17 protein-coding genes are annotated in these 19,456 nt (G+C 68.2%); 14 read left to right on the top strand and 3 right to left on the bottom strand.

Annotated features, from left to right (window positions below; translation table 11 throughout):
* Positions 1-43: 43 nt before the first annotated feature.
* Entirely contained in the window at positions 44-373 is a 330-nt protein-coding gene (gene fdxA / locus U5N23_RS18945) for a ferredoxin FdxA (protein WP_322594286.1), read from the bottom strand.
* Positions 374-548: 175 nt separating this feature from the next.
* Here fdxA and U5N23_RS18940 point away from each other — a divergent pair, with 175 nt between their 5' ends.
* The 12 genes from U5N23_RS18940 (at position 549) to U5N23_RS18885 (ending at position 15,677) form a co-directional block, all read left to right on the top strand.
* Entirely contained in the window at positions 549-2,171 is a 1,623-nt protein-coding gene (locus U5N23_RS18940; RefSeq protein WP_322594285.1) for a 6-hydroxynicotinate reductase, read from the top strand.
* Positions 2,172-2,183: 12 nt separating this feature from the next.
* Complete coding sequence (locus tag U5N23_RS18935; protein WP_322594284.1) at positions 2,184-3,107, top strand: UPF0280 family protein; 924 nt, start codon at positions 2,184-2,186, stop codon at positions 3,105-3,107.
* Between the two features lie 20 nt (positions 3,108-3,127).
* Entirely contained in the window at positions 3,128-3,769 is a 642-nt protein-coding gene (locus U5N23_RS18930) for an amino acid synthesis family protein (RefSeq protein WP_322594283.1), read from the top strand.
* Positions 3,770-3,814: 45 nt separating this feature from the next.
* The gene (locus tag U5N23_RS18925) at positions 3,815-4,399 is read left to right on the top strand and encodes an amino acid synthesis family protein (protein WP_322594282.1); all 585 of its coding nucleotides are present in this window, start codon (positions 3,815-3,817) and stop codon (positions 4,397-4,399) included.
* Between the two features lie 94 nt (positions 4,400-4,493).
* Complete coding sequence (locus tag U5N23_RS18920) at positions 4,494-5,693, top strand: ABC transporter substrate-binding protein (RefSeq protein ID WP_322594521.1); 1,200 nt, start codon at positions 4,494-4,496, stop codon at positions 5,691-5,693.
* A gap of 141 nt (positions 5,694-5,834) precedes the next feature.
* Positions 5,835-7,730, top strand: a complete 1,896-nt coding sequence (locus U5N23_RS18915; RefSeq protein ID WP_322594281.1) for an ABC transporter permease — start codon at positions 5,835-5,837, stop codon at positions 7,728-7,730.
* A complete protein-coding gene (locus U5N23_RS18910) occupies positions 7,727-8,530 on the top strand; it encodes an ABC transporter ATP-binding protein (protein ID WP_322594280.1) in 804 nt (267 codons plus the stop codon). Before U5N23_RS18915 ends, U5N23_RS18910 begins: the two co-directional genes overlap by 4 nt.
* Entirely contained in the window at positions 8,530-9,276 is a 747-nt protein-coding gene (locus U5N23_RS18905; protein ID WP_416208633.1) for an ABC transporter ATP-binding protein, read from the top strand. Before U5N23_RS18910 ends, U5N23_RS18905 begins: the two co-directional genes overlap by 1 nt.
* Before the next feature lie 70 nt (positions 9,277-9,346).
* Positions 9,347-10,072 carry a bifunctional nicotinamidase/pyrazinamidase gene (gene pncA / locus U5N23_RS18900; RefSeq protein WP_322594278.1) on the top strand — a complete coding sequence of 242 codons (726 nt, stop codon included), beginning with the start codon at positions 9,347-9,349 and terminating at the stop codon, positions 10,070-10,072.
* A gap of 153 nt (positions 10,073-10,225) precedes the next feature.
* Positions 10,226-11,404 (top strand): ABC transporter substrate-binding protein, encoded by a 1,179-nt coding sequence (locus tag U5N23_RS18895; protein WP_322594277.1) that lies wholly within the window; start codon positions 10,226-10,228, stop codon positions 11,402-11,404.
* A gap of 17 nt (positions 11,405-11,421) precedes the next feature.
* Positions 11,422-11,940, top strand: coding sequence for a (2Fe-2S)-binding protein (locus U5N23_RS18890; RefSeq protein ID WP_322594276.1), 519 nt, complete (start codon positions 11,422-11,424; stop codon positions 11,938-11,940).
* On the top strand, positions 11,937-15,677 hold the full coding sequence (locus U5N23_RS18885) for a molybdopterin cofactor-binding domain-containing protein (RefSeq protein WP_322594275.1): 3,741 nt from the start codon (positions 11,937-11,939) through the stop codon (positions 15,675-15,677). Before U5N23_RS18890 ends, U5N23_RS18885 begins: the two co-directional genes overlap by 4 nt.
* 36 nt (positions 15,678-15,713) lie before the next feature.
* Here U5N23_RS18885 and U5N23_RS18880 read toward each other — a convergent pair whose 3' ends face one another.
* Both U5N23_RS18880 and U5N23_RS18875 read right to left on the bottom strand, forming a co-directional pair.
* Positions 15,714-16,094 carry a VOC family protein gene (locus tag U5N23_RS18880; protein ID WP_322594274.1) on the bottom strand — a complete coding sequence of 127 codons (381 nt, stop codon included), beginning with the start codon at positions 16,092-16,094 and terminating at the stop codon, positions 15,714-15,716.
* A gap of 85 nt (positions 16,095-16,179) precedes the next feature.
* Complete coding sequence (locus U5N23_RS18875) at positions 16,180-16,911, bottom strand: GntR family transcriptional regulator (protein WP_322594273.1); 732 nt, start codon at positions 16,909-16,911, stop codon at positions 16,180-16,182.
* 116 nt (positions 16,912-17,027) lie between these two features.
* Here U5N23_RS18875 and pcaB point away from each other — a divergent pair, with 116 nt between their 5' ends.
* Positions 17,028-18,404, top strand: a complete 1,377-nt coding sequence (gene pcaB / locus U5N23_RS18870) for a 3-carboxy-cis,cis-muconate cycloisomerase (protein ID WP_322594272.1) — start codon at positions 17,028-17,030, stop codon at positions 18,402-18,404.
* A gap of 59 nt (positions 18,405-18,463) precedes the next feature.
* Entirely contained in the window at positions 18,464-19,447 is a 984-nt protein-coding gene (locus U5N23_RS18865) for a Bug family tripartite tricarboxylate transporter substrate binding protein (protein ID WP_322594271.1), read from the top strand.
* The last annotated feature ends 9 nt before the right edge of the window (positions 19,448-19,456 follow it).

The following is a 19,456-nucleotide window of genomic DNA, read 5'->3' as shown; positions in this document are numbered from 1 at the left end:
AAAATGGGGCGAAAAGCTGGCTGAAAGGCAGGGGGCGCAGGCGTCAGTAGGTGACATCCAGCCCGGAAAGCTTGTGGCTCACAACCCTCCATTGTTCCGCATCTGGCAAAGGCGGTTTTCTTTTGGTGATAGTGGGCAGTCCCGGAGCCAGCTTTTTGTTGAACTGGAGGAAGATTTCCATGCCTGCCGGCAGATCGTCCTCGGCATAGATGGCATTGGCCGGGCACTCGGGGATGCAGACCGCGCAGTCGATGCATTCGTCGGGGTCGATCACCAGGTACTCGGGCCCCTCCTTGAAGCAATCGACCGGGCATACATCCACGCAATCGGTGTACTTGCACCGAATGCATGCGTCTGTGACTACGTGCGTCATTTTGGGGCTCCTTGTGCACCATTTCAGGGGGCGCGCAAACACTATTGCGGACTGCGAATGATTGCGCTACATTCGCCTCAAATGTAGTGATCACAACATTTAAGTTAAGTGAATGCTACACAAAACGCCATGAACGTACAAGCACAGAAAACGGTGCGAGGAATGGGTTGCCACGATGACTGAACACACCAAGACCGACGGCCTACCAGGCATGGACGCACCCGAGCTGCCGCAGGTGCTCGAGCGCGCCCGGCCGCGCAATGAACGCATGAACACGGCCAAGGTGGAGTGCAACGCCTGCCCCGTGCTGTGCCAGATCTCCGAAGGCCGCAGCGGCGCCTGCGACCGCTACGCCAACCAGGCCGGCGTGCTGGTGCGGGTCGATCCCGTGGTGCTGCTGCGCAAGACCATGGCGGACGGCGAGGCGGTGCTGGTGCCTTTCGCGGGCCGTGCTGCCGACGCGGGTGCCGACGGCCAGGAGGCACCGGCTGAGCAGCCCGCCTGGAGCGGCGACCTGCTGCTGACCGAGGAGGTCTTCGTCACCGGTGTGGGCTCTTCCACCACCTACCCCGACTACAAGCCCGCGCCCTTCATCGTCGGCTCCCAGGTCGATGGGGTGGACATGGTCACCGTGGTCACCGAGGGCATCTTCAGCTACTGCAGCTTCAAGGTGAAGATCGACACCGACCGCTTCCTCGGCCCCGAGCAGGCCAATGTGCGCTGCAAGGGCGAGGTGGTGGGCCATGTCACCACGGCCGAGTACGGCTCGCAGATGCTGTCGCTCGGCGGCGTGCACCATCTCACGGGCGGCAGCAAGAAGGAAGGGCGCATTGCCAACGAGATGATGCAGCTGCTGGGCAACAAGCAGGCGGTGGAGCTCACCATCGACGGCGGCTCGCAGCTCGTGATCCAGGCCGGGCACGCGCCCATCGTCAACGGCGTGGCCGAGCAGCGCATGCGCGTGGGCTGCGGCTCGGCCGCCATCGGCATCTTCGCGCGCCAGTTCTTCGGCCAGGCCGACGAGGTGGTGGTGGTGGACGACCACATCACCGGCGTGCTCACCGAGCACCAGGCCGGCCGCTGCCTGGACATGAAATCCTCGGGCATCAAGATGCGCGGGCGCAAGTCCACGCCGGGCCGCTACTTCCAGGTGGCCAACCCCGGCACGGGCTGGGGCGGCACCGACATCGCCGATCCGCTGTCCATCATCGAGAGCTGGGACGAAGCGGTGGCCTGGCCCGGCCTGCGACTGTTGATGACCTCGACCACCGGCGAACACGCCAGCTGGTATGTGCTCGATGAATCGCTGAATCCGGTGGAAGCCGAGATGCCCGCCGAGGTGCGCCGCATCGTCGACCGCATCGGCGAGAACTGCGAACCCTCGATGACCTCGGTGCTGTTCCTTGGTGGCGCGGGCGGCAGTCTGCGTGCGGGCGTTACCGAGAACCCGGTGCTGCTCACGCGCTCCATCAAGAATGCGCTGGTCAACGTGACCTGCGGCGGCGCGCCGGCCTATGTCTGGCCCGGCGGTGGCATCACGGTGATGGCCGACGTGCTGCGCATGCCCGACAACAGCTTCGGTACCGTGCCCACGCCGGCCATCGTGGCGCCCATCGAATTCAGCATGCGCCGCAGCGACTACGAGTTGCTCGGTGGCCATATGGACCAGGTGCGCAGCCTGCGCGAGGTGCTCGACCGCGGTGCCTGGCACAACGATGGTGCGCCGCAATCGGCCTCGTGGCTGGCACTGCCGGCGACCAACCCCTGGCCACTGGGCCAGCCGCCGCTGCTGGGCTGAGAGCGCACCACCATGCAAGCCACCCGACAACTGCTGTCCGCCGGCCGCTGGCACCTGCAGCACGGCCCCATGGACGTGATCGTGCAGGCCGAAGGCGATGCGCTCGCGGTGGCCGCGGCCCATGCGCGCGCCTGGGTGCGCTTTCAGGGCCTGCTGCAGGAGCTGGTGCGCGAGCTGCCCACGCTGCGTGCGCCGGTGGGCGCTGGCGACTGCCCGCTGCAAGGCCCCGTGGCGCGCCGCATGTGGAGCGCCTGCCAGCCATTTCGCCAGAACTTCCTCACGCCCATGGCCGCAGTGGCGGGCTCGGTGGCGCAGGAGCTGGTGGCCTGCTATGCGGTGGACGGCGTCAAGCGCGCCTGGGTGAACAATGGCGGCGATATCGCGCTGCACCTGGCGCCGGGCGCTTCGGCCAGCGTCGGGGTGTATGCCGACATGGCCGGGCTCGATGTGGCGCAGCTGCAGGGCGGGCTGCTGCTCGATGGCGCCTTTCGCCTTGCGAGCACCATGCCGGTGCGCGGGGTGGCAACCAGCGGTTGGCGCGGGCGCAGCCACTCGCTAGGCATTGCCGACAGCGTCACCATCCTGGCGGCCACGGCGGCCCAGGCCGATGCCGCAGCCACGGTGGTGGCCAATGCCGTGAACGTGGCCGATGCACGCATTGCCCGCAGGCCCGCCTGCGAGGTCAAGGACGACAGCGACCTGGGCGCCATGCTCGTCACGGTGGACGTGCCTGCGTTGCCGGCCGCCCTGGTGCGCCAGGCCCTGCAGGCGGGTCTTGAAAAAGCGCAAGAATTGCAGGTTGCCGGCCATCTGTGGTGCGCACTGCTTTCCTGCCAGGGGCACTGGATGGCGACGCCATCCGCGCGCCGGGCGCTGGAAGGTGCCACCGGGGAGAAATCGGCTGCCTTGATTGAAGTTGGTTCAGTATTTGCTTAATGAATTGCACAGGCCATCCCATGATCCAGATCCGACGCGTTTTCACCCATGTTGAGGAAATCCGGCACGAATTCGGGCCCGAGACCGGTGCGCCGCTGCTGCGTGGTGCCATCGGTGCGGTGCTCACCAACCCCTATGCCGGCCGCTACGAGACCGACATCCTGCCCATGATGGATGCGCTGCAGGACGTGGGCCTGGACATGGCGCAGCGCCTGCTGGCGGCCATGGACGTGCCGGCCGAACGCATCGCTACCTACGGCAAGGGCGCCATCGTCGGTGCGGCCGGCGAGCTGGAGCACGGTGCGCTGTGGCATGTGCCGGGCGGCTACGCCATGCGCGAGCTGCTGGGCTGGAAGGGCGACCGCAATGCCTACGCCAAGGGCCAGGCCGAGGAGAAGACCGGCCAGCCCGCCAATGCGCTGTCCATCGTGCCCTCGACCAAGAAGGTGGGCGGCCCGGGCGCCGCACTCGACGTGCCGCTCACGCACATCAACGCCAGCTACGTGCGCAGCCACTTCGACGCCATCGAGGTGCGCGTGCCCGGTGCGCCGCGGGCCGATGAAATCGTCTTCATCCTGGCCATGACCACCGGCGCGCGCATCCATGCACGCGTGGGCGGGCTCCAGGCCGCCGACATCAGCCAGTGGAACGGCCTGCGCTGAACCCATGCCAACCATAACGACTACGAGAGACCAAGGAGCACACACATGCCAGCCAAGATCCGGAAAATCATCGTCCAGACCGACGAAGTGCGCGTGGAAATGGGCCGCGAGGTGAATCCGCCCGTGCGCAAGGCCCTGGCCATGGCCGTCATCGAAAATCCTTTTGCCGGCCGCTACGCGGAAAACCTCGACGAGCTGATCGCCATCGGCGAGGAGCTCGGCGGCCTGCTGGGCGAGCGCTGCGTGCAGGCCCTGGGCATTGCCCCCGGCCAGGCCGAGAGCTATGGCAAGGCTGCCATCGTGGGCGAGGGCGGCGAGCTCGAACATGCCGCCGCCATCCTGCACCCCAAGCTCGGCGCACCGCTGCGCGTGGCGGTCGAGAAGGGCGCCGCCCTGGTGCCATCGAGCAAGAAGGTCGGCGGCCTGGGCGCTGCCATCGACGTACCCCTGGGCCACAAGGATGCCGCCTACGTGCGCAGCCACTTCGATGCCATGGAGGCCCGTGTGGCCGATGCGCCACGCGCCAATGAAATCGTGGTGGCGGTGGTGGTCACGGCCGGTGGCCGCCCGCTGCCGCGCATCGGCGGCCTCACCACGGCAGAAATCCAGGGCAAGGACGGCCTGCGCTGAGCGCACCGCCACACCCGTGACCCGCTGTCTCCCCCATACTGTTCGCCACCGCTGTTTCTCTCCCATCCAATCCATCAGGAGTGTTTCCATGACGATGCTTAAGACCCTCATGCGTGCTACGGCCGCTGCCGCGCTGGCCGCCACAATCGCTCCCGCGATAGCCCAGGATGTCATCAAGATCGGTGAGATCAACAGCTACAAGGCCCAGCCCGCCTTCCTGGAGCCCTACAAGAAGGGCATGGAGCTGGCCGTGGACGAGATCAACGCCGCCGGCGGCCTGCTGGGCAAGAAGGTTCAGCTCGTGATCCGCGACGACAACGGCAACCCCGGCGATGCCGTGCGTGCCGCCGAGGAGCTGGTCTCGCGCGAGAAGGTGGACGTGCTCACCGGCTCCTTCCTCTCGCACGTGGGCCTGGCGCTGACCGACTTCGCCAAACAAAAGAAATTCTTCTTCCTGGCCGGCGAGCCGCTGACCGACAAGATCGTCTGGCAGAACGGCAACCGCTACACCTACCGCCTGCGCCCCTCGACCTACATGCAGGTGTCGATGATGGTGCCCGAGGCCGCGGCGCTCAAGAAGAAGCGCTGGGCGCTGGTCTACCCCAACTACGAATACGGCCAGTCGGCCGTGGCCACCTTCAAGCAGCTGCTCAAGGCGGCCCAGCCCGACGTGGAGTTCGTTGCCGAGCAGGCGCCTCCGCTGGGCAAGGTCGATTCGGGCAGCGTGGTGCAGGCCCTGGCCGATGCCAAGCCCGATGCGATCTTCAACGTGCTGTTCGGTGCAGACCTGTCCAAGTTCGTGCGCGAAGGCAACACCCGTGGCCTGTTCAAGGACCGTGAAGTGGTCAGCCTGCTGACCGGCGAGCCCGAGTACATGGACCCGCTCAAGGACGAGGCCCCCAACGGCTGGATCGTGACCGGCTACCCCTGGTACGGCCTGCAGACGCCCGAGCACAAGGCCTTCCACACCGCCTACCAGGCCAAGTTCAACGACTACCCGCGCCTGGGCTCGGTCGTGGGCTACAGCGCCATCAAGTCGCTGGGCGAGGGCATCAAGAAGGCCGGCTCCACCGACACCGAAAAGCTCGTCGTTGCCTTCAAGGGACTGCAGGTGCCCACACCGTTCGGCCGCATCACCTACCGCCCCGAGGACAACCAGTCCACCATGGGCGGCTATGTGGGCCGCACCAAGAACGAGGGTGGCAAGGGCGTGATGGTCGACTACCGCTACGTGGACGGCGCCAAGGTGCAGCCCACGAACGACGAAGTCAAGAAGATGCGCCCGGCCGACTGAGCGCCGGTCCCCGGCTGACAGCGGTTCCGGCGGACCCTTGCGTCCGCTGGCCGCTGCAGCCATATTGCAACCCCACAAGCACAAAACGGGCAGTCGACATGCCCGAGGGACAACCTTTGCCGTGACCCCGAAGGATCTGGAATGAGTTTATCGAGTTTTATCGTTCAGCTGCTCAATGGACTGGCGGGGGCCTCCTCGCTGTTCCTCGTGGGCGCCGGGCTATCGCTGATCTTCGGCGTCACGCGCATCGTGAACTTTGCGCATGGCTCGTTCTTCATGGTGGGCATCTACGTCGCCTACTCGCTGGTGGCCAAACTGGGCACCGGCCTGGGCTTCTGGCCTGCGCTGCTGCTGTCGGCCGTGGTGGTCGGTGCGCTCGGTGCGCTGGTGGAGGTGGTGCTGCTGCGCCGCATCTACAAGGCGCCCGAGCTGTTCCAACTGCTGGCGACCTTCGCGCTGGTGCTGGTGATCAAGGATGCGGCCCTGTGGATCTGGGGCCCCGAGGAACTGCTCGGCCCGCGTGCACCGGGCCTGTCGGGCTCGGTGAACATCCTGGGGCGGCAGTTCCCGTCGTACGACCTGTTCCTGATCGTTGTCGGCCCGGTGGTGCTGGGCTTGTTGTGGCTCTTGCTCACCCGCACCCGCTGGGGCACGCTGGTGCGCGCCGCCACGCAGGACCGTGAGATGGTCAGCGCCCTGGGCGTGAACCAGGCCTGGCTGTTCACGGCCGTGTTCGCCCTCGGTGCCCTGCTGGCCGGCCTGGGCGGCGCGCTGCAGCTGCCGCGCGAACCGGCCACACTGGAGATGGACCTGAACACCATCGGCGCCGCCTTCGTGGTGGTGGTGGTGGGCGGCATGGGCTCCATTCCGGGAGCCTATGTGGCCGCGCTGCTGATCGCCGAGATCAAGGCCATCTGCATCTGGCTCGGCGTGGTCGAAATCTTCGGCTACAGCATTTCGTTCTCAAAGCTCACGCTGGTGGTCGAATTCCTGGTGATGGCCGTCGTGCTCGTGGTGCGCCCCTGGGGGCTGATGGGCAAGCCCCAGGCTGCCAGTCGCAACACCGGTATTCCCGAAGCGCCGCTGCGCGCCTCGCCCCCCTGGTACAAGATCGGCGCGGCCGTGCTGGTGGCCGCGCTGGTGCTGCTGCCCTTCGTGACCACCGGTTCGCCCTACCTCACCGTGCTGATGATCGACCTCTTGATCGCGGCGCTGTTCGCGGCCAGCCTGCACTTCATCATGGGGCCGGCGGGCATGCACTCCTTCGGCCATGCGGCCTACTTCGGCCTGGGTGCCTATGCGGCGGCGCTGCTGGTGCGCTCGGCCGGCATCCCGATGGAAGCGGCCCTGGTGCTGGCACCGCTGGCCGCAGCGGCGGGGGCCTTGCTCTATGGCTGGTTCTGCGTGCGCCTGTCGGGCGTGTACCTGGCCATGCTGACGCTGGCCTTCGCACAGATCACCTGGGCCATCTGCTACCAGTGGGACGGCTTCACCGGTGGCAGCAACGGCCTCACGGGCGTGTGGCCGGCCGAGTGGCTGTCGGACAAGCGCAACTACTACTTCCTCACGCTGGCCCTGGTGGTGGGTGGCGTGCTGGCGCTGCGCCGGGTGCTGTTCTCGCCCTTTGGCTATGCGCTGCGCGCCGGTCGCGACTCAGTGCTGCGGGCCGATGCCATTGGCATCGACGTCAAGCGCATGCAGTGGACGGCCTTCGTCATCGCCGGCCTGTTCGCGGGCCTGGGCGGTGCGTTGTTTGCCTTCTCCAAGGGCAGCATCTCGCCCGAGGCGCTGCACGTGGGCAAGTCGGTGGATGGCCTGGTGATGGTGCTGTTGGGCGGCATCCAGACCCTGGCCGGCCCGGTGGTGGGTGCGGTCACCTTCACCTGGCTGCACGACACCGTGGCACGCAACACCGATTACTGGCGCGCCATGCTGGGCGCCATCATCCTGATCCTGGTGCTGCTGTTCCCGCAGGGCATCGCGGGAGCCATCAAGCAACTCTTCGATAACAAGCGCGAAGCCAAGGAGGCAGCATGAGCCTGCTCAAAGTTACCGGCCTGGGCAAGTCCTTTGGCGGGGTCAAGGCCGTCGACGGCATCCACTTCGAGCTGGCGGCCGGCGAGCTGCTGGCCCTGATCGGCCCCAACGGCGCTGGCAAGTCCACCACCTTCAACATGGTCAACGGCCAGCTGCCGGCCGACGTGGGTTCGATCCAGCTCAACGGCCAGGAACTGGTGGGCCGCAAGCCGCGCGACATCTGGCGCATGGGCGTGGGCCGCACCTTCCAGATTGCCGAGACCTTCTCCTCGCTGACCGTGGTGGAAAACGTGCAGATGGCGCTGATCTCGCATGACAGCCGTTTGTTCTCGATGTTCCGCAAGGCCTCGGAACACAAGCGCGACGAGGCCCTGGCCCTGCTTGAGCAGGTCGGCATGAAGGCCCAGGCCGACCGCCCCTGCAGCGTGCTCGCCTATGGCGACGTGAAGCGCGTGGAGCTGGCCATCGCCATGGCCAACGCGCCCAAGCTCTTGCTCATGGACGAACCCACGGCCGGCATGGCGCCCAAGGAGCGCAACGAGCTCATGGCGCTGACCAAGCAGCTCGTGATCGACCGCGGCATGGCCGTGCTGTTCACCGAGCACAGCATGGACGTGGTGTTCGCCTACGCCGACCGCATGATCGTGCTGGCGCGCGGGCGCCTGATCGCCGAGGGCAAGCCCCTGGAGCTGCGCGACCACCCCAAGGTGCAGGAGGTGTACTTCGGCACCGGCAAGACCTTCGAGAAAAAGACGGCCGGTGCGGCGACGACTGCCGCTGCGCCTGCGGAGACCGCATGATGACGACGACGATTGATTCCAAGGACGTGTTGCTGGAGGCCAAGGGCCTGCAGGCCTGGTACGGCGCTGCGCAGATCCTGTACGACGTGGACCTCAATGTGCGCCGCGGCGAGGTCGTGGCCCTGATGGGCCGCAACGGCGCAGGCAAGTCCACCACGCTCAAGACGCTGATGGGCATGCTGGCCAAGCGCAAGGGCCAGATCCGCTTCATGGGCAAGGACCTCTCGAAAAGTGACCCGCACGATGCGGCGCGCCTGGGCCTGGGCTTCGTGCCCGAGGACCGCCGCGTGTTCACCGACCTCACGGTGATGGAAAACCTGGAGGTGGGGCGCCAGCCGGCGCGCCACTGGCCCGATGGCACGGCAGCGCCGCTGTGGACGCCCGAGGCCCTGTTCAAGCTGTTCCCCAACCTGGGCGAGATGCCCCAGCGCCCCGGCGGCCGCATGAGCGGCGGCGAGCAGCAGATGCTGACCGTGGCGCGCACGCTGATGGGCAACCCCTACCTGGTGCTGCTCGACGAACCCTCCGAGGGCGTGGCCCCGGTCATCGTCGAGCAGATGGCGCAGATGATCCTGGAGCTCAAGGCCCAGGGCGTGAGCATCCTGCTCTCCGAGCAGAACATGCATTTCGCCGAGCTCGTGTCCGACCGTGCCTACGTGCTCGAAAAGGGCCAGATCCGCTACCAGGCGTCCATGGCCGAACTGGCTGCCAATGACGAGGTGCGCAGGTCCTACCTGAGCGTCTGAGGCTTTTCCCCTGGCATCGGCCCACCCGGCCCCTGCCATTTTGTGTGTGTTCCCTACCGGAGTTGTCACCATGAGCCTTGCCCCCCGCCGCCACTTCCTCCAATCGGCCGCCGCCTTCGCGCTGGCTGGTACCGGCATGCCCCTGTCATGGGCACAAGCGAAGATCAAGCCCGGCGGGCGAGCGGCGCTGATCGTCGTGGACGTTCAGAACTGCTTCGTGCCCGGCGGCACGCTGCCGGTGGCCAAGGGCGACGAGGTGGTGCCGGTCATCAACCGCATCGCCACCGCGTTCGAGAACGTGGTCGTCACGCAAGACTGGCATACACCGGGCCATGCCTCGTTCGCCAGCACGCATGCCGGCAAGAAGCCCTTCGAGACCACCAAGCTCAGCTACGGCCAGCAGGTGCTGTGGCCCGACCACTGCGTGCGCGGCACCGACGATGCTGCGCTGCACAAGGATCTGAAGCTGCCCCAGGCCCAGGTGATCCTGCGCAAGGGCTTCCACGAGCATGTGGACAGCTATTCCGCCTTCGAGGAGGCCGACCGCAAGACCTCCACGGGCCTGGCGGGCTATCTGAAGCAGCGCGGCATCAAGACGGTGTTCGTGACCGGCCTGGCCACCGACTTCTGCGTGGCCTGGACGGCGCTCGACGCCAAGCGCCTGGGCTTCGAGACCTATGTGGTGGAAGACGCCTGCCGGGCCATCGACCTCAACGGTTCGCTGGAGGCGGCCTGGAAGCAGATGAAGGCGAAGGGGGTCCAGCGCATCCAGTCGAGCGACCTGGACATCGCCTGAGCCATGGGCACGGGACTTGCAAACCACCAGGGGCTGCCGCCTCGCCGGCAGCGCGGGAATCCGTTTTTGACGGTTTCGCAACACCCCCTGTAAATGGTTGCACAGTCCCTGGTGTTGCGGGGAAACTGCCACCTTTGATGTAAGGAGCGTTTCATGAAGTACCGTGGGATGAGGGATGGGCGCACCGACCGCAGGGCCATGCTGATGGCCATGGCGGCGACGGCCCTGGGCAGCACAGCGACGACGGCCACGGCGGCCGAGACCGGGGTGACGGACAAGAGCATCAAAGTGGGGCAGTCCGCCGTCTTCACCGGGCCTGCCAAGGATTTCGGCGTGGATTACAAGGCCGGCATCTCCCTGTACTTCGACCGCACCAACAAGGCCGGTGGCGTGTTCGAGCGCAAGCTCGAACTGGTCTCGCTCGACGACGCCTACGAGCCCAAGAAGACCGCCGAGAACACGGCACGCCTGATCGACGAGGAGAAGGTCTTCGCCCTGATCGGCTACGTGGCCACGGGCAACCTGATCGCCGCCATGCCGCTGGCCGAGAAGGCCGGCGTGCCCATGTTCGCGCCGCTCGTGGGTACCACCTCGTTTCGCACCACGCACAACCGCTACCTGTTCCATGTGCGCGCAAGCTACGAGACCGAGCTGCGCAAGATCGTCGGCCACCTGGCCACGCTGGGCATCAGCAACATCGCCGTCGTCTACCAGAACAGCGCGTTCGGCAAGTCCAACCTCGAGACCTGCCTGCAGATCGCCCAGGGCCTGAAGGTCAAGGTCGTCGAGTCGGTGCCCATGGAGATCGCCGCCACCGATGCCAAGGCCCAGGTGGCCCAGCTCACCAAGGCCCAGCCCGGTGCGGTGGTGATGATCATGGCCGGCAAGATGGTCGAGGTGTTCCTGCGCGACTACCGCGCGGGTGGCGGCGCCTCGCCGCTGTACACCATCTCGGTGGGTATCACCGATGCGCCGGGCTCGGCCCAGCGCCTGAACGGCGGCATCGAGGGCCTGGTCACGGCCAGCATCGTGCCCTCGCCGCAGGCCAGCCGCCTGCCCATCGTCGTGGACTACCGCAAGGACCGCACCGATGCCGGTGCCAAGATCGACAGCTACACCATGCTCGAAGGCTATATCGCCGCGCGCGTGTTTGTCGAGGGCCTCAAGCGTGCGGGGCGCAACCTCACGCGCGAGGCCTTCATCAAGGCCATGGAAGAGATGGGCACCACCAAGTTCGGCGATTTCCCGGTGCAGTACGGACCGAACAACCACAATGGGTCCAACTTCGTGGACCTGGAGATGTACACCCGCACCGGCAGCCTGCGCCGCTGACGTTTCATTCAGGATCCATGCAGACCCCAGCCACCGTTTTCTCCCTTTCCGTCAACGGCCAGCCATGTGAACTGCCTGCAGGCACCCCGGGCGCGGGCGCCACGCTGCTGCATGTGCTGCGCAACGACCTCTCGCTCAATGGCCCCAAGTACGGCTGCGGCCTGGGCCAGTGCGGCGCTTGCACGGTGCTGGTGGACGGGGTGGCCGCGCGTGCCTGCGTGATCCCTGCGCGCGGCGTGGCAGGCCGGGAGGTGACGACGCTGGAGGGACTGCCGGCGCGCTGCCATGGTGCAGGTTGTGAAGGAAGGCTGCACCCGGTGCAGCAGGCCTTCGTGGACGAGCAGGCGGCCCAGTGCGGCTATTGCCTCAATGGCATGGTGATGATGGCCGTGGCGCTGCTCGAACGCAATCCCGATCCCGACGAGGCCGCCATCCGCCGCGAGCTTGCGGGCAACCTGTGCCGCTGCGGCACGCATGTGGAGATCATCCGCGCCGTGCAGCGCGCGGCGGTGCTGGTGCGCGGGGTGGCGGCATGAACCCCGTGCAGCCCTTGCGCGCGCACAGCCCGCTCACGCGCGCCGACTTCCATGCCGCACACGGGGTGCTGCTGCTCGTGCGCAACCCGCCGCCCGCCCCCCCACCCATGAAGGGCCAGCCCGCGCTGGTGGCCGGCAACCCGGCCGAGGGCGTGGAGATCCTGCTGGCCGTGTGGGACGACGGCAGCGTGACCGCGCTCAACGGCCACGTCGACCTGGGCACCGGCATCCGCACGGCGCTGGCGCAGATCGTGGCCGAGGAACTCGACGTGCCGCTGGCCCGGGTGAACATGGTGCTGGGCGATACCACGCGCGCGCCCAACCAGGGCGCGACCATTGCCAGCGCCTCGATCCAGATCCATGCCAAGCCCCTGCGCACCGCTGCGGCGCAGGCGCGCCACTGGCTGCTGGCCCGGGCCGCCGAGCGCCTGGGCGTGGCGGCCGATGCGCTGCAGGTGCAGGCCGGCGTGGTGCAGCTAGTGGCCGACCCGGCCCGCCAAGTGGCCTATGGCGAGCTGCTGGCCGGTGCGCACACCGCGCTGGAGCTGGCCGAGGCCACGCCCACCAAGCCCGCAGCCGACTACACCGTGGTCGGCCAGTCGGTGCCGCGCGTGGACATACCGGCCAAGGTCAGCGGCGAACTGGTGTTCGTGCACGACATGCGCGTGCCCGGCATGCTGCACGGCCGCGTGGTGCGCCCGCCCTATGCGGGCGCCGACCATGGCGACTTCATCGGCAATACGCTCGAATCGGTGGACCAGTCGTCCATCGCCCACATCCCGGGCATCCGCGCGGTGGTGGTGGTGCGCGATTTCGTGGGCATCGTCGCCGAGCGCGAGGAACAGGCCGAGGAGGCGATGCGCGCACTGCGCGTGCACTGGAAGCCCTGGCCCGGCTTCCCGCGCCAGGACAGCCCCGACGCCCTGGCCCAGGCCATCCGCGCCAACCCCTCCACGCAGCGCCGCCTGGTGGACGAGGGCGATGTGGATGCGGCGTTGGCCGGTGCCGCGCAGACCCTGCCGCGCACCTATGTCTGGCCCTACCAGCTGCACGGCTCCATCGGGCCCTCGTGCGCGGTGGCCGAGTGGCGCCAGGACGAAGCCTCTGGCCGCCCGCGCATGGCGGTGTGGGCCGGCACGCAGAACCCCCATGTGCTGCGCGCCGACCTGGCGCGCCTGATGGGCCTGGCCGACGTGGACATCGACCTGGTGCGCATGGAGGCGGCCGGCTGCTACGGCCGCAATGGCGCCGACGACGTGGCGGCCGATGCCGCGCTGCTCTCGCGCGCCGTGGGTGCGCCCGTGCGCGTGCAGCTCACACGCGAGCAGGAGCACCTGTGGGAGCCCAAGGGCACGGCCCAGCTCATGCAGGTGCGCGGCGGGCTCAATGCCGATGGCTCGGTGGCCGCCTACGACTTCGAGACTTCCTACCCGTCCAACGGTGCGCCCACGCTGGCCTTGCTGCTCACGCGCACCATCGAGCCGCTGGCCCAGGCCTACGAGATGGGCGACCGCACGGCCCGCCCGCCCTACGATTACGACAACCTGCGCGTGGCCGTGAACGACATGGCGCCCATCGTGCGCGCCTCGTGGTTGCGCGGGGTCTCGGCCCTGCCCAACTCGTTCGCGCACGAGTCCTATGTGGACGAACTGGCCACCGCAGCCGGGGTGGACCCGGTCGAGTTCCGCCTGCAGCTCTTGAGCGACCCGCGCGCGGCAGAGCTGGTGCGGGCCACGGCCGAGAAGGCCGGCTGGTTGCCCCACACCGGCCCGCGTGTGCCCGGCCCCGGCGAGCTGCAGGGCGCTGACGGCGACTGGGTGCAGGGCCAGGGCTTTGCCTACGCCCGCTACATCCACAGCAAGTGGCCCGGCTTTGGCGCCGCCTGGGCGGCCTGGGTGGCCGATGTGGACGTGAACAAGAAGACCGGCGAGGTGCATGTGCGCCGCGTGGTCGTGGGGCACGATGCGGGCATGATGGTCAACCCCGCCGGGGTGCAACACCAGGTGCATGGCAACGTGGTGCAGACCACGAGCCGCGCGCTCAAGGAGCAGGTGCGTTTCGACCCAGTCACGCAGGCGGTGGACACGCGCGAATGGGGCAGCTACCCGATCCTGAGCTTTCGCGAGGTGCCGGTCATCGAGGTGATGCACATGCCCCGGCAGGACGAGGCGCCGCTGGGCTCGGGCGAGTCCTCGTCGGTGCCTGGCACGGCGGCCATCGCCAACGCCATCTTCGACGCCACGGGCGTGCGCTTCCGCGCGCCGCCCTTCACCCCCGAGGTGGTGCGCGCCGGGCTCAACCCGCTGGGCGCGGCAGCAGGGCAGGGCGGTGCCTGTGCCGCCCCTGCAGGGTCGCCGGCGGAACCGGCCGATGTGCTGCCCACGCTGGAGCTGCCAGCCCCGGTGGTACCTGCCAACGCCACCTGGCCAGCCCGGCGCAGCCCTTGGGCACGTGCACTGGCCCTGGCCGCGGGCGGTCTGGCCATGGGGGCCGCGCTGCTGGGCTGGCGCCCGGCCATCGCACCGGTCGCGCAGACGGCAGGCGCTTCGGTCTACAACGCCGCCACCATAGAACGTGGGCGCCTGGTGGCGGCTGCCGGCGACTGCGTGGTCTGCCACACGGCCCCCGGTGGCGTGCCGAATGCCGGTGGGCGGGCCATGGATACGCCCTTCGGCACGGTCTACACCACCAACCTCACGCCCGATGCAGAGACCGGCCTGGGCCTGTGGTCCTTCAGCGCCTTCCAGCGCGCCATGCGCGAAGGCATCTCGCGCGACGGCAAGCACCTGTACCCGGCCTTCCCCTACACGTCCTTCGCGAAGATGGACGACGACGACCTGACCGCGCTGTACGCCTGGCTCATGGCCCAGCCGCCGGTGCGCTCCGAGGTGCCGGCCACGCAGCTGGCCTTCCCGTTCAGCGTGCGCCCGCTCATGGCCGGTTGGAACGCGCTGTTCCACGACGCCACGCCCTGGAAGCCCGACCCCACGCGCCCGCCCGAATGGAACCGCGGTGCCTACCTGGTGCAGGGCGCCGGCCACTGCGGCGCCTGCCATACGCCGCGCAATGCGCTGGGGGCGGAGATGGGCGGCGCGGCCTTCCTCTCGGGGGCGCTGGTCGATGGCTGGGAAGCGCCCGCACTCACGGGCCTGTCCAAGGCGCCCGTGCCCTGGAGCGCCGACGCGCTGTACAGCTACCTGCGCAAGGGCCACAGTCCGGAGCACGGCAGCGCATCCGGCCCCATGGCGCCCGTGGTGCAGGAGCTGGCCAAGCTGCCCGACGAGGACATCCGCGCCATGGCCACGTACCTGGCCTCGTTCAGCGCGACCCCGGAGCCGGCTGCCGAGGCATTGACGAAGGCGCAGGCCGCCGTGGCCCGGGCGGCCGCACTGGCGCCCCAGCCCGGCCAGGCCCAGCGCCTGTTCGACGGCGCCTGCGCTGCCTGCCACCACGACGGCAATGGCCCCAAGCTCCTGGGTGCGAACGTGCCGCTGGCGCTCAACAGCAACCTGCACAGCGACCGGCCCGACAACCTGCTGCAGGTCATCGTCCATGGCATCCGCGAGCCGGCTTCGCGCGAGCTGGGCTTCATGCCGGGCTTTGGCGACGCGCTCAGCGATGCGCAGATCGCCGAACTCGCGGGCTATATGCGCCAGCGCTATGCGCCGGGCCGGCCAGCCTGGAGCGATGTGCCGGCGGCGCTGGCCCGGGTGCGGGCGGGGCCAGCGCATCCGTGAAGTGAAAAACCCCTTTGTATCAAAGGCCCATCTGCGTCATGCCAGTGCGTGGAGGCCGACACGGTTGCCATCCAGATCCTGGATGTGCGCGAAGAAGCCCAGGCCCGGTGGCAGCGCCTGGCGCGCCAGGGCCACCTGGCCGCCGTGGGCCAGCACGCGGTCCAGTGCCGCGTCGAGCGAGGGCGAGGCGTCCAGGTAGACCAGGGTGCCCGCGCCAGGCGCGGGCAGTGGTGCCGTCGGCCCCATGAGCAGCGCGCCGCCCGTGCCATCGGCCTCGGGGTCGTAGGCGAATACCGCGCCTTCGCTCGGGCCCATGGCCTCGCGGCGCATGGTCTGGCCCAGCACGGCTTCGTAGAAGGCCTGGGCGCGGTCCAGCTGGGTGGTAGGGATCTCGAACCAGGTGATGGCGTTTTTCATGGAAGGGCTCCTTGCGTTGGATGGAGCCCGCATGGTGCCGACCGTCTGCTGACACCGCTTTGTCAGCAGGTTTGCAGCAGTGCCGTCATTCCCTTGTGCGGGTCATTTCCATCGAGAACTTGAAACGGTCCGCCGGGTGCAGCGAGACCGAGATCTCGAACACCTGGTCGGCCGGGTCGATGTAGTGGCGCGTGATCTTCAGGGCGGGCGTGCCGGCCTCGGCGCGCAGGGCTTCGGCGTGCTCGCGCGGCACCAGCAGGGCCTCGATGTCCTGGCGGATGCGGGCGATGCGCCGGCCATAGCGCTCTTCGATGATGGAGCTGGCCAGCGTCTCGGGCGAATCCCGCACGACGGGGCCGATGTCCGCGTACGCCGGGTCGATGTACAGGTCCAGCCAGCAGATCGGGCGTGCCTTGCTGCCGCCTTCCATGCGCAGGCAGGCGATGTGCAGCCAGCGCGTGCCGCCGGGGCAGCCCAGGTCCTTGGCGAGCGCCAGGTCCGCGACTACCTCGTTGACGGATTGCACGGTGCGCACATGCTCGGCGCCGAAGCGCGCCAGTTCCTCCACCGTGGCGATGGACTGCGTGAAGCCGGCGCGCGGCCGCATGGCCTCCACTCGCGTGCCCACGTTCTTGCGCCGCGAGATCAGTCCCAGTTCCTGCAATTCGTCCAGCGCCTTGCGCACGGCATAGCGGCTCAGACCGTACTGCTCGCACAGCTCGAACTCGGTGGGCAATAACGTGCCCACGGCGAAGCGTCCGGAGGCGATGCCTTCGGACAGGTCACGGGCGAGGTCCAGGTTCTTGGCGGCGGTCATGCGGGCAGGCTCCTGCTCAGGGAAAACCCCAGATTGAGTTTTGTTCGAACATATTTACAGTTCATTTGTTCGAACATTTAAATATGTTCGTATTTTATCAACATATCTGGCCTGCCATGTCCTCTTCCCTGTTTACCCCTGCCAGCACGGTGCTCGACTCGGTGCTGTTCCGCGACGCCTTCGGCACGCCGCGTATGCGCGAGGTGTTCTCCGACCACACCCTGATCGCCCGTTACATCGAGGTGGAGGTGGCGCTGGCGCGGGCCGAGGCGCGCTGCGGCGTGATCCCGGCCGAGGCGGCCGAGGCCATCGCGCGCGAATCGCGCCTGGACCGCGTGGACTTCGACCACATGCGCCACGAGACCGACATCGTCGGCTACCCCATCCTGCCGCTGGTGCACCAGCTCGTGGGCATGTGCGGCGAGGCCGGGCGCTATGTGCACTGGGGCGCCACGACGCAGGACATCATGGACACGGCCAACGTGCTGCAGCTGCGCGACGGCCTGGCGCTGGTCGAGGCCGACCTCCGCGAACTGCGTTCCATCCTGGCAGCGCTGGCCGCAAAGCACCGCGACACGCCCATGGCCGGCCGCACCCACCTGCAGCAGGCGCTGCCCGTGACCTTCGGCTACAAGGTGGCGATTTGGCTGGCCATGTTCGACCGGCACCAGGAGCGCTTGGCCGAGCTGCGCAAGCGCGTGCTGGTGGTGCAGTTCGCCGGGGCCGCCGGCACGCTGGCATCCCTGGGCGACAAGGGCTTCGAAGTGCAAGCCGCGCTGGCCGACGAGCTGGGCCTGGCCGTGCCCGTGACCACCTGGCACGTGGCGCGCGACGGCTTCGCCGAGGCTGTCAACTTGCTGTCGCTGGTCGCCGGCTCGCTGGGCAAGATCGCGCTGGACATCATGATCATGGCCTCCACCGAGTTCGGCGAGGTCTACGAGCCCTTCGTGAAGGGCCGGGGCGCGAGCAGCACCATGCCGCAAAAGCGCAATCCGATCTCCAGCGAGCTGATGCTGGCGGCCTCCAAGGCCGTGCGCCAGCACGCCGGGTTGATGGTCGATGCCATGGTGCAGGACTTCGAGCGCGCCACCGGCCCCTGGCACGCCGAATGGCTGGCGCTGCCCGAGAGCTTCATCCTCACCGCGGGCGCGCTGCACCAGGCGAAGTTCGCGCTCGGCGGCCTGATCGTGGACGAAGCGCGCATGCGCAGCAACCTCGGCATGAGCCGGGGCCTGATCGTGGCCGAGGCCGTGATGATGGGCCTGGCCCCGGCCATGGGTCGCCAGCAGGCGCACGACGTGATCTACGGCGCCTGCCGCACCGTCAACGAACACGGCGGCACGCTGGCCGAGGCTCTGGCCGCGCTGCCCGAGGTCATGCGCCACGTCGACCGCGCCACCATCGACCGCCTCACCGACCCCACCAACTACCTGGGCCTGGCGCCCGCCATGGTGGACCGCGCCCTGGCCGCATCGGCCGCGCTCGGCCACTGAAGCACCGCATCCGCTTGCGTTTTCCGTTCCTTCCCACAACCATTGCAGGAGACAAGTCCATGAACACCGCCAAAGTCCTCGGTGCCGCCGCCGCATTGCTGTGCGCCGCCACCTTCGCCCACGCCCAGCAGGCCTGGCCCGCCAAGCCGCTCACCTGGCTCGTGCCGTTCGCGGCGGGCGGGCCCACCGATGCCATGGCGCGCGACATCGCCGACAAGGTGGGGCGCCAGATCGGCCAGTCCATCGTGATCGAGAACGCGGCGGGCGCGGGCGGCACCATCGGCGCGGCCAAGGTGGCCAAGGCCGCGCCTGACGGCTACACCTTCCTGGTCGGCCACATGGGCTACATGGGCGCGGCGCCTTCGCTGTACAAGAAGCTGGCCTATGACCCGGTGAAGGACTTCGACGCGGTGTTCCGCTTTCCCGACACCCCGCTGGTGCTGCTGGTGCCCAAGAGCTCGCCCTACAAGACGGCGGGCGAGCTGATTGCGGCGGCCAAGGCCAATCCGCGCAAGATCAACTTCGGCAATGCGGGCGTGGGTTCCACCTCGCACCTGATCGCCGCACTGTTCGAATCGCGTGCGGGCATCGAGGTCACGTCCATCTCGTACAAGGGCGCGGCCCCGGCCATGAACGACCTGGTGGGCGGGCAGGTGGAGGCCATGTTCGACCAGAGCAACACGGCACTGCCCCAGGTCACGGGTGGGCGGCTCAACGCCATCGCGCTGACTTCGCTCACGCCCATGCCGCAGCAGTACCCCAATGTCGCGCCGCTGGCCGACAAGACCCTGCCCGGCTTCGAGGCCGCCACCTGGTATGGCCTGTATGCGCCCAAGGGGGTGCCCAAGGAGGTGGTGCAAAAGCTGCACCAGGCCTACCTCAAGGCCCTGGCCGACAAGCCATGGACGGCGCGCATGGTGGCGCAGGGCATCCACCTGCTGCCCGAGGCGCAGTACGCGCCCGAAGCCTTCGCGAAGCACACGGCGGCCGAGGTGGACAAGTGGCGCAAGGTGGCTACCGACGCCAAGATCCAGATCGACTGAGCGGCCCGG

The organism is Acidovorax sp. (assembly GCF_034519795.1).
Lineage (GTDB): Bacteria > Pseudomonadota > Gammaproteobacteria > Burkholderiales > Burkholderiaceae_C > Acidovorax.
This window is presented reverse-complemented; position numbering and strand designations above follow the sequence as displayed.

Bases quoted from the DNA above. Each gene is read 5' to 3' on its own strand.
- U5N23_RS18930 (WP_322594283.1), top strand. From the start codon at position 3,128: ATGATCCAGATCCGACGCGTTTTCACCCATGTTGAGGAAATCCGGCAC.
- U5N23_RS18915 (WP_322594281.1), top strand. From the start codon at position 5,835: ATGAGTTTATCGAGTTTTATCGTTCAGCTGCTCAATGGACTGGCGGGG.
- U5N23_RS18920 (WP_322594521.1), top strand. From the start codon at position 4,494: ATGCTTAAGACCCTCATGCGTGCTACGGCCGCTGCCGCGCTGGCCGCC.
- U5N23_RS18910 (WP_322594280.1), top strand. From the start codon at position 7,727: ATGAGCCTGCTCAAAGTTACCGGCCTGGGCAAGTCCTTTGGCGGGGTC.
- U5N23_RS18905 (WP_416208633.1), top strand. From the start codon at position 8,530: ATGACGACGACGATTGATTCCAAGGACGTGTTGCTGGAGGCCAAGGGC.
- pncA (WP_322594278.1), top strand. From the start codon at position 9,347: ATGAGCCTTGCCCCCCGCCGCCACTTCCTCCAATCGGCCGCCGCCTTC.
- U5N23_RS18925 (WP_322594282.1), top strand. From the start codon at position 3,815: ATGCCAGCCAAGATCCGGAAAATCATCGTCCAGACCGACGAAGTGCGC.
- fdxA (WP_322594286.1), bottom strand. From the start codon at position 373: ATGACGCACGTAGTCACAGACGCATGCATTCGGTGCAAGTACACCGAT.
- U5N23_RS18940 (WP_322594285.1), top strand. From the start codon at position 549: ATGACTGAACACACCAAGACCGACGGCCTACCAGGCATGGACGCACCC.
- U5N23_RS18935 (WP_322594284.1), top strand. From the start codon at position 2,184: ATGCAAGCCACCCGACAACTGCTGTCCGCCGGCCGCTGGCACCTGCAG.
- U5N23_RS18880 (WP_322594274.1), bottom strand. From the start codon at position 16,094: ATGAAAAACGCCATCACCTGGTTCGAGATCCCTACCACCCAGCTGGAC.
- U5N23_RS18890 (WP_322594276.1), top strand. From the start codon at position 11,422: ATGCAGACCCCAGCCACCGTTTTCTCCCTTTCCGTCAACGGCCAGCCA.
- pcaB (WP_322594272.1), top strand. From the start codon at position 17,028: ATGTCCTCTTCCCTGTTTACCCCTGCCAGCACGGTGCTCGACTCGGTG.
- U5N23_RS18895 (WP_322594277.1), top strand. From the start codon at position 10,226: ATGAAGTACCGTGGGATGAGGGATGGGCGCACCGACCGCAGGGCCATG.
- U5N23_RS18885 (WP_322594275.1), top strand. From the start codon at position 11,937: ATGAACCCCGTGCAGCCCTTGCGCGCGCACAGCCCGCTCACGCGCGCC.
- U5N23_RS18875 (WP_322594273.1), bottom strand. From the start codon at position 16,911: ATGACCGCCGCCAAGAACCTGGACCTCGCCCGTGACCTGTCCGAAGGC.
- U5N23_RS18865 (WP_322594271.1), top strand. From the start codon at position 18,464: ATGAACACCGCCAAAGTCCTCGGTGCCGCCGCCGCATTGCTGTGCGCC.